Consider the following 6000-nt stretch of genomic DNA (forward strand, 5'->3'; position numbering starts at 1 on the left):
CCCGGTGGCGCTGCTGCACCAGCAGCCAGCGCGCCGGCGAACGCGGATACGGCCGCAGGCCGGGCGCGTTCGAGGCAAGACGCCTGCACGTTGGACGGCTGCGCCGGAGACAGCGCGAAGTGCGGTGCGAATGCACCCGCACTGCACGCGCGACGACACGGCGACGACCAGCAGGACGACACGCCCGATGGCACGATGAGATGCATGGCAACGTGCAGCGAATCGACGGCCATCATGGGCGGGATTCCAGCCAGATCGGATGCGCGACGCCGATCACGGCGGATGCGCTGACCGGCCCGAAATACCGGCTGTCGAACGACGCCGGGTTGGTCACGCTCAAGAGGAACAGTTCGCCAGGCCGAAGCTGGCGGCACTGCCGCCAGGAAGGCAGCGGACGGCCCAGCCGGTCGGCGGGCAGCACGGCGGCCACCGGCACGCCGTCGATCCAGACCAGCGCATCAAACACGCACACCGTTTGCGGCGCGACGGCGCCCACGCGCTTGAGCAGCGGCACGCGCGCCGGCAGGTAGCGGCGCTGCGCGGCCAGCGCGGCGGTGTCTGCCGGCAACGTGGTCAAGACGATGCTGCCAACGGACAAAGGCTGGTGCAGCGAGTCGGTACGCTGGTGGAGCGGTTCCACGCGATACCAGCCGACCGCCACGCTGTCGGACGGGTTGTAGATGATGCGCGGCAGCGGATGCACGAAGGACGCCCAGGCCAGCGCAGCGAGGCCGCAGGCAGACAGGCACGCGAGCACGATGCGAGCGCGCAGGCGTGAGCGAGGACGCGGCGCGGTGCCGACAGTCGAAACGGCGGTCATGGCAGCGCCCTCCCGATGAGCCATCCGGCGTGCCGCTCGGCGGTGTATTCGGGCAGCGGCAGGCGCGCAGCGAGCCGGTTGGCGAGCGTGCGCCAGTACGCGGGTGAAGCGGCGGATGGCGCGATCCCCAGCGCCTCGATGGCGTCGATGCGCTCCAGCACGGCGCGCACCTGGTTCTCGCCCTCGGTGTGCAGCAGCAGGCGTGCGCCCGGCTGCACACCGGGGATGCGCTGCGCCGCGTCCAGCGGCGTGCAAGCCTGCATCACCATGAGCTGCCAGCGAACAGTGCCGTAGTCGGTGGACTGCCAGCGAATGCGGCAGAACATGGCATTCGGCATGAATACGGCGAGACTGCGCCAGCGGTCGAGCCGCAGCGTGCGCGCCGGTTCGCCGAAGCGCAGGTAGAGCTTGAAACGGTGCTCCAGGAAGGCCAGCGAAACGCGCGTTAGCGGCGTTGATGTTGGCCCCGTCGCGTGTGCTAGGAGTGGCGGCGACGGTGCAGCCGTGGCCGCGAAGGCAACAGGCGCGGGGGCAGACGAAGCGGATGCGGTCATGGTGTGTTCTCCCTGCGTTGTTCTGGAAACTCGCGCTCCAGCAGGCCGCGCAGCAGTTCGGCCACCGTCACGCCTTGCGTGAACGCCGACACCTTGATGCGCGCCCGCATTGCGGGCGTGATGTCGAGCGTCAGGCGTGCGGTGTAGAGGTCGCCCTTGCCCAGCGCATCGGCGTCGCCCTGGCGAATCCACGCCTCGGCGTGCGGATTCGCGGGCGGACGCGCGCCGATGCCGACGCGCTTTGTCGTGCGCTTGCTGGCGGGGCTGCTCATGTCGGCCACCGCAGCAGTTCGTCCACCAGTGCGGTGATTTCGCGCGCGGCGACGCTGTCCGGCGCCGTCTCGCGTGCCAGCCGGCCAGCAGCCACGCTGTCGGCGAACACGATGCGTTGATGCACTTCCGCGCGCAGCGCAGGAAGCGGCTGCTCGGCCAGCGCGCCGCGTGCTTCGCGTCCGATCACCGTGGTGCTCACGCGCCGGTTGATGACGAAGGCCGCGCGCAGCGCAGGCCGAAACACCTGCGCCTCGCGGATCAGCGCCACCATCTCGGCGCTGGCCCACAGGTCGTAGGGGCTGGGCTGCACCGGGATCAGCACGCGCTCGGCCGCCAGCAGCGAGGAGCGCGCCAAGGCGGCGATGCGCGGCGGCCCGTCGATGACGACGTGATCGGCCCGCCTGGCGAGTTCTGGCGCTTCCTGGTGCAGCGTTTCGCGTGCGAGGCCCACGGCGCTGAACAGCCTTGGCAAACCTTGCTGGCTGCGGCGCTGCGTCCAGTCCAGCGCGGAGCCTTGCGGGTCGGCGTCCAGCAACACGACGTGTTGGCCGCGCATCGCCAGCTCGCCAGCGATGTGGGTAGCCAGCGTGGTTTTGCCGACGCCGCCTTTCTGGTTGAGCAGCGCGACGATCATGGCCTGGCCCTCCCTGTTGGAAAGCCCGGTTGTTGCCGCTGTGCTTCGCGCCGCGTGGCGGTTTTCCACCGAGGTGCGGCGCTTCTACTACCAGTTAGATGTTTTAAGTTAGGGAAGTTAGGGGAGGCCGAAACCCGCGCCGTTATTGGCTTTGCGGCCGATCCGTACTCCTGATAGCACGAGAGTCGTACTCCCGATAGCACGATACCTCGTACTCCTGATAGCACGAGCCCGTCCACAAGCTGCGCACCGTTTATCCCCGTGCCGCGAACGGCACGGGCCGGAAGGTCAGCAGCTCGGCGCTGTTGTCCGGCATCCGCTCGATGCCTAGGACGTAGCCGGGCAGCGACTGCCGCGCGACCAGTGCGCGCAGGTCGTAGGCGAAGTCTGAGAAGCGCGTGGCACTGCCCGATTTCCGATACAGGTGTCGGAAATCGAATTGCCAACCACCCGGCTGTCGCCCGCCGTGTTTGCGCACCAGCCGGTACAGCCATCGCTCGATGCCGCCCGTGAGCCGGAAATACGCTGGGTCGATGGTCAGCACCAGCGCGGCATCCATGACGCCCGCGTAAAACCAGTCCGGCAGGATCAGCTCCAGCCCTAAGGGCGTGCCCTTGGTATCGGCCAGTTCCTTCCATTCGTTGATCCACGAGAAGCGGTGCAGCCGTCTTCCCGTGGTCTCCCGAATGGACGTGGCCACCGTCGTGGATTGCAGGCGATCCAAGGCCGCCTTGAGGCGCTGGTAGTCGCGCAGCGACGTACCGCGCCCAATGAATCGCTGGATCTCGTAGGGCGTGGCCTGCATGAGCCGCGATGGACGCAAGCCCGCGTCGCGCGCCTCCACAATCTGCGAAGCCGCCCAAATGAGCACATCTGCATCCCAAATCGTGGCGATGCCATGCTCCTGCGTTCCCTCCACGCGGATCGTGATGCCGCTGGCGCGGAAGTCGATCGGCGCCACGCGCCGCGACTTCGCCAGCGAGAAGAACGGAAAGGCCATCAAATCCTGGCTGTCGCGCGGCGCCATGTCGCCCGGCAGGGCACGGAACAGGTCGAGCTGTTCGCGCTCTGGCACGAGCCGCTGCCGGGACGGCAGCGCAGGGCTGGACATGGCGAAAGCCACCCGCGCGCCAGCGGTCAGCGCGCACGGCTGTCCGCCGAATGCTGCTCGGCGTACTCGGGATCGGATGTGCTCTCGAAGCTGCGCTCGGAAGCCCAGGCATCGAGATCGGCCACGGCGTACATGACGCGGCGGCCGAATTTGCGGAACTTGGGGCCGCCGCCCAGCACGCGCTGCTTTTCCAGCGTGCGCGGTGACAGTCGCAGGTAGTCGGCGGCTTCGTCGTTGGTGAGATAACGCTGCGGTTGCGCGACAGCGGCCGAGGTGGTTGCGGGAGCGGCGGCAGGCCGCAAGGGAGCAGGACGCATGGTGAGAACCTCCATCGGTTGCAGGGCTCCGGCCACACAGCGCAACCGGATGGAGGCAGTCTCAGAAAATGAAGCTCTCTTGCTCAGGGTCGTTTTGCGTGGCCTTCAAAACGACCCTTCTCAAGCGGCGCAAGCTGTGCTAGGCGGCGATAGCCGCCGCGCATCAGCGCATCGCCGCGCCGCGTCAGGCGGCGCACCTTGGAGCGCAGGCCGCCGTCGCTGTACCAACCGGCTGCGGCATCCACGCCGAACAAGCCTTCGGCCACATCGCGCAAGGACGCACCCGCCAGGGTTGCGTCGAGCGCCTGCAAGGTGTGCAGTTCCAGCAAGGCCGAATGCGATGGCCGGGGCCGAGCATTGGCCAGCGCCGCACCGGGCGCATGGCCGCGTGCAGGTGCGGCAGCACCGCCGTGATGGGCATAGGCGACAGCCATGCCGTCCTCCAGGCCGGGTGCCAGCGCGAAGCGCAGGCAATGGCCAGGGCTGCGCGCGATCAGCACCAGCCGCTTGCCATCGTGGATCAATTGCTTGTGACCAGGGATGCGCCAGAACGCGAAGGCGGTGGCATTCTGCGGTGGGTCGGCATCGGGGTAGAGCTGCACCACGCCGGCATGGCCGGGGAGCCAGGCCGGATGCGCGTCGCGCGCATCCAAGGCTGGGTCTTCCAGCAGGCGTAAGCCCCAGCGATGCGCCGCGTGCTGTGCCGCCTGCGGCCGGCGATGACGGTGCAGCCAGTCGAGCCGGTAGTCGGGATGGCGCCGCAGGTACTCACAGGCCAGTGCGAGTGCATCGAGCCGCAGAACGTAGAGGTAGGCGGCGGTGGGATACCAGTGCGGGAAATGGTGAGGGCTGACCATGACGAAAGCTCCTGTCGAACAGCAGGAACGTCGCCACGGGCCGATCAAAACGAAGCTATCGCATCCAGATCAAAACCATCATCTGCATCAATTCAAGCATGTAACATGCGGTGTCAAGACTGATTGGCTCCGGTGTATTGCGAATCCCGTCCGAATGCGACGACCGCCCGACCCGACAACGTCATGCGGCACAAAACACCGTGCCCGTACCCGCATAAAAGATCGTGACTGATTGGGTCACACCAGCACGGGTTGAATGCAAGAGTGCGGATTCAGACCGGACAGGTCTGGAATAAGACTGAAATAGTCCCAATACGCCCCGCTTGGCCGCAGTGCGAACGGTTCAATCGAGGATGGAACCATTCTCCTGGGCCAGCCGCAGATATTCCGACAGCGGGCGTGCCGCCTGAAAATACCGATCCCGCATCACGGGCTGCTTGCGTGGCCCGACGATGGATTCCAGATCGGACAGCTTCACGGTGCCCAGCTCGGGCATTCCCAGCCCCAGGTCGATCAGGCCAAAGGCCGTATCGCCATCGGCCGGATCGAGCGCGGCCAGCAGCCAAGTGAGATGCGCGTCCGGCGTGAACAACCGCACCACGGGCAACGGGTCGATGGAGCCGCCAGCGGCGCGATTCTGGCCGTGGGCCAGCAACTGCCTGCGCTCGTCCTCGGTGATGAGTCGGTTCATGGGCAGCCCTTTCTTGGAACAAATCCACCGAAGCGTGAAAGCGTAAAGCCGTATCGGCGGATTTGAGGAAATGCACGGATTCGGTTTTGTGCTTCCGTGAAAAACCGCAAATGCGTATTTCTGTAAAGACGTAGAAGCACGAAAAAGGATTGATTCGGAATGAATGAGTTAAAGATAACGTGGTTTTAATTGTGCTGCGAATTGACGCTTCTGTCTATGCAGAAGCGAACCGTCCAGCGCGGCCGACCGGCCGGCTCCACCACCCATGACGCCGAGCTGGCCCACGCCTTCGGCGCGGCGGTGCGTGCTCTGCGGATGGAGCGCGGCATCGCGCAGGAATCGCTGGCACACCAGGCCGGCATCGAGCGTTCCCACATGGGGAAGATCGAGCGCGGCGAGCACATGCCCACGCTGGCGATCATTTTCAAGATCGCTGGCGCGCTCGAATGCAGCACGGCAGTGCTAATGAGCGAGGCTGAAAGCCAGCTCGCAGCGGCGGCCCCGCCGTAGGCGCTGGCCCGGCCGATCCGGCGCAAGCCGGTTCGGCGGTGTTCAAGGGGCGCCAAGTGCAGCGCGGCGGGGATGGGCCTTGCGCCGATCCCCTGGAGCAAGCGACGCGCGCAGCGCCGCAGGCGCGAAGGCGTGAGCAACTGTCTTAAAAGTCAAGACAGCGCATCGTGAAAATATCGAATTTCGTTATCGTTATTCGATATGAAAGAAAAACCAACACCCCGCGCCATGGA

General features: G+C 66.2%; 9 protein-coding genes. 1 reads left to right on the forward strand and 8 read right to left on the reverse strand.

What is annotated here, in order from left to right:
* Positions 1 to 232 precede the first annotated feature (232 nt).
* From CDN99_RS26830 to CDN99_RS26870, 8 genes are all read right to left on the reverse strand, one after another.
* Complete coding sequence (locus tag CDN99_RS26830; RefSeq protein WP_012202386.1) at positions 233 to 820, reverse strand: S26 family signal peptidase; 588 nt, start codon at positions 818 to 820, stop codon at positions 233 to 235.
* Positions 817 to 1374: a DUF2840 domain-containing protein gene (locus CDN99_RS26835; protein WP_012202387.1), complete on the reverse strand. Its 558-nt coding sequence runs from the start codon at positions 1372 to 1374 to the stop codon at positions 817 to 819. The genes CDN99_RS26830 and CDN99_RS26835 overlap by 4 nt, the downstream gene beginning before the upstream one ends.
* The gene (locus CDN99_RS26840) at positions 1371 to 1646 is read right to left on the reverse strand and encodes a hypothetical protein (protein ID WP_012202388.1); all 276 of its coding nucleotides are present in this window, start codon (positions 1644 to 1646) and stop codon (positions 1371 to 1373) included. The genes CDN99_RS26835 and CDN99_RS26840 overlap by 4 nt, the downstream gene beginning before the upstream one ends.
* On the reverse strand, positions 1643 to 2281 hold the full coding sequence (gene parA, locus CDN99_RS26845; protein WP_012202389.1) for a ParA family partition ATPase: 639 nt from the start codon (positions 2279 to 2281) through the stop codon (positions 1643 to 1645). The genes CDN99_RS26840 and parA overlap by 4 nt, the downstream gene beginning before the upstream one ends.
* Before the next feature lie 253 nt (positions 2282 to 2534).
* Entirely contained in the window at positions 2535 to 3392 is an 858-nt protein-coding gene (locus tag CDN99_RS26855) for a replication initiator protein A (protein WP_012202390.1), read from the reverse strand.
* A gap of 26 nt (positions 3393 to 3418) precedes the next feature.
* A complete protein-coding gene (locus CDN99_RS26860) occupies positions 3419 to 3709 on the reverse strand; it encodes a helix-turn-helix transcriptional regulator (protein ID WP_016451569.1) in 291 nt (96 codons plus the stop codon).
* 83 nt (positions 3710 to 3792) lie between these two features.
* Entirely contained in the window at positions 3793 to 4566 is a 774-nt protein-coding gene (locus tag CDN99_RS26865; RefSeq protein ID WP_012202391.1) for a DUF2285 domain-containing protein, read from the reverse strand.
* Between the two features lie 343 nt (positions 4567 to 4909).
* The gene (locus tag CDN99_RS26870) at positions 4910 to 5257 is read right to left on the reverse strand and encodes a DUF2958 domain-containing protein (protein ID WP_012202392.1); all 348 of its coding nucleotides are present in this window, start codon (positions 5255 to 5257) and stop codon (positions 4910 to 4912) included.
* A gap of 216 nt (positions 5258 to 5473) precedes the next feature.
* On the opposite strand from CDN99_RS26870, the gene CDN99_RS26875 reads away from it, so the two are divergent.
* Positions 5474 to 5767 carry a helix-turn-helix domain-containing protein gene (locus CDN99_RS26875; RefSeq protein WP_012202393.1) on the forward strand — a complete coding sequence of 98 codons (294 nt, stop codon included), beginning with the start codon at positions 5474 to 5476 and terminating at the stop codon, positions 5765 to 5767.
* Positions 5768 to 6000: the final 233 nt, after the last annotated feature.

Source organism: Roseateles aquatilis (assembly GCF_002205645.1).
Taxonomy (GTDB): domain Bacteria; phylum Pseudomonadota; class Gammaproteobacteria; order Burkholderiales; family Burkholderiaceae_C; genus Roseateles; species Roseateles aquatilis.

What these genes read in the sequence shown, in the direction of transcription:
- CDN99_RS26840 (WP_012202388.1), bottom strand. Translation starts at nt 1,646, where the DNA reads ATGAGCAGCCCCGCCAGCAAGCGCACGACAAAGCGCGTCGGCATCGGC.
- CDN99_RS26870 (WP_012202392.1), bottom strand. Translation starts at nt 5,257, where the DNA reads ATGAACCGACTCATCACCGAGGACGAGCGCAGGCAGTTGCTGGCCCAC.
- parA (WP_012202389.1), bottom strand. Translation starts at nt 2,281, where the DNA reads ATGATCGTCGCGCTGCTCAACCAGAAAGGCGGCGTCGGCAAAACCACG.
- CDN99_RS26830 (WP_012202386.1), bottom strand. Translation starts at nt 820, where the DNA reads ATGACCGCCGTTTCGACTGTCGGCACCGCGCCGCGTCCTCGCTCACGC.
- CDN99_RS26835 (WP_012202387.1), bottom strand. Translation starts at nt 1,374, where the DNA reads ATGACCGCATCCGCTTCGTCTGCCCCCGCGCCTGTTGCCTTCGCGGCC.
- CDN99_RS26875 (WP_012202393.1), top strand. Translation starts at nt 5,474, where the DNA reads ATGCAGAAGCGAACCGTCCAGCGCGGCCGACCGGCCGGCTCCACCACC.
- CDN99_RS26855 (WP_012202390.1), bottom strand. Translation starts at nt 3,392, where the DNA reads ATGTCCAGCCCTGCGCTGCCGTCCCGGCAGCGGCTCGTGCCAGAGCGC.
- CDN99_RS26860 (WP_016451569.1), bottom strand. Translation starts at nt 3,709, where the DNA reads ATGCGTCCTGCTCCCTTGCGGCCTGCCGCCGCTCCCGCAACCACCTCG.
- CDN99_RS26865 (WP_012202391.1), bottom strand. Translation starts at nt 4,566, where the DNA reads ATGGTCAGCCCTCACCATTTCCCGCACTGGTATCCCACCGCCGCCTAC.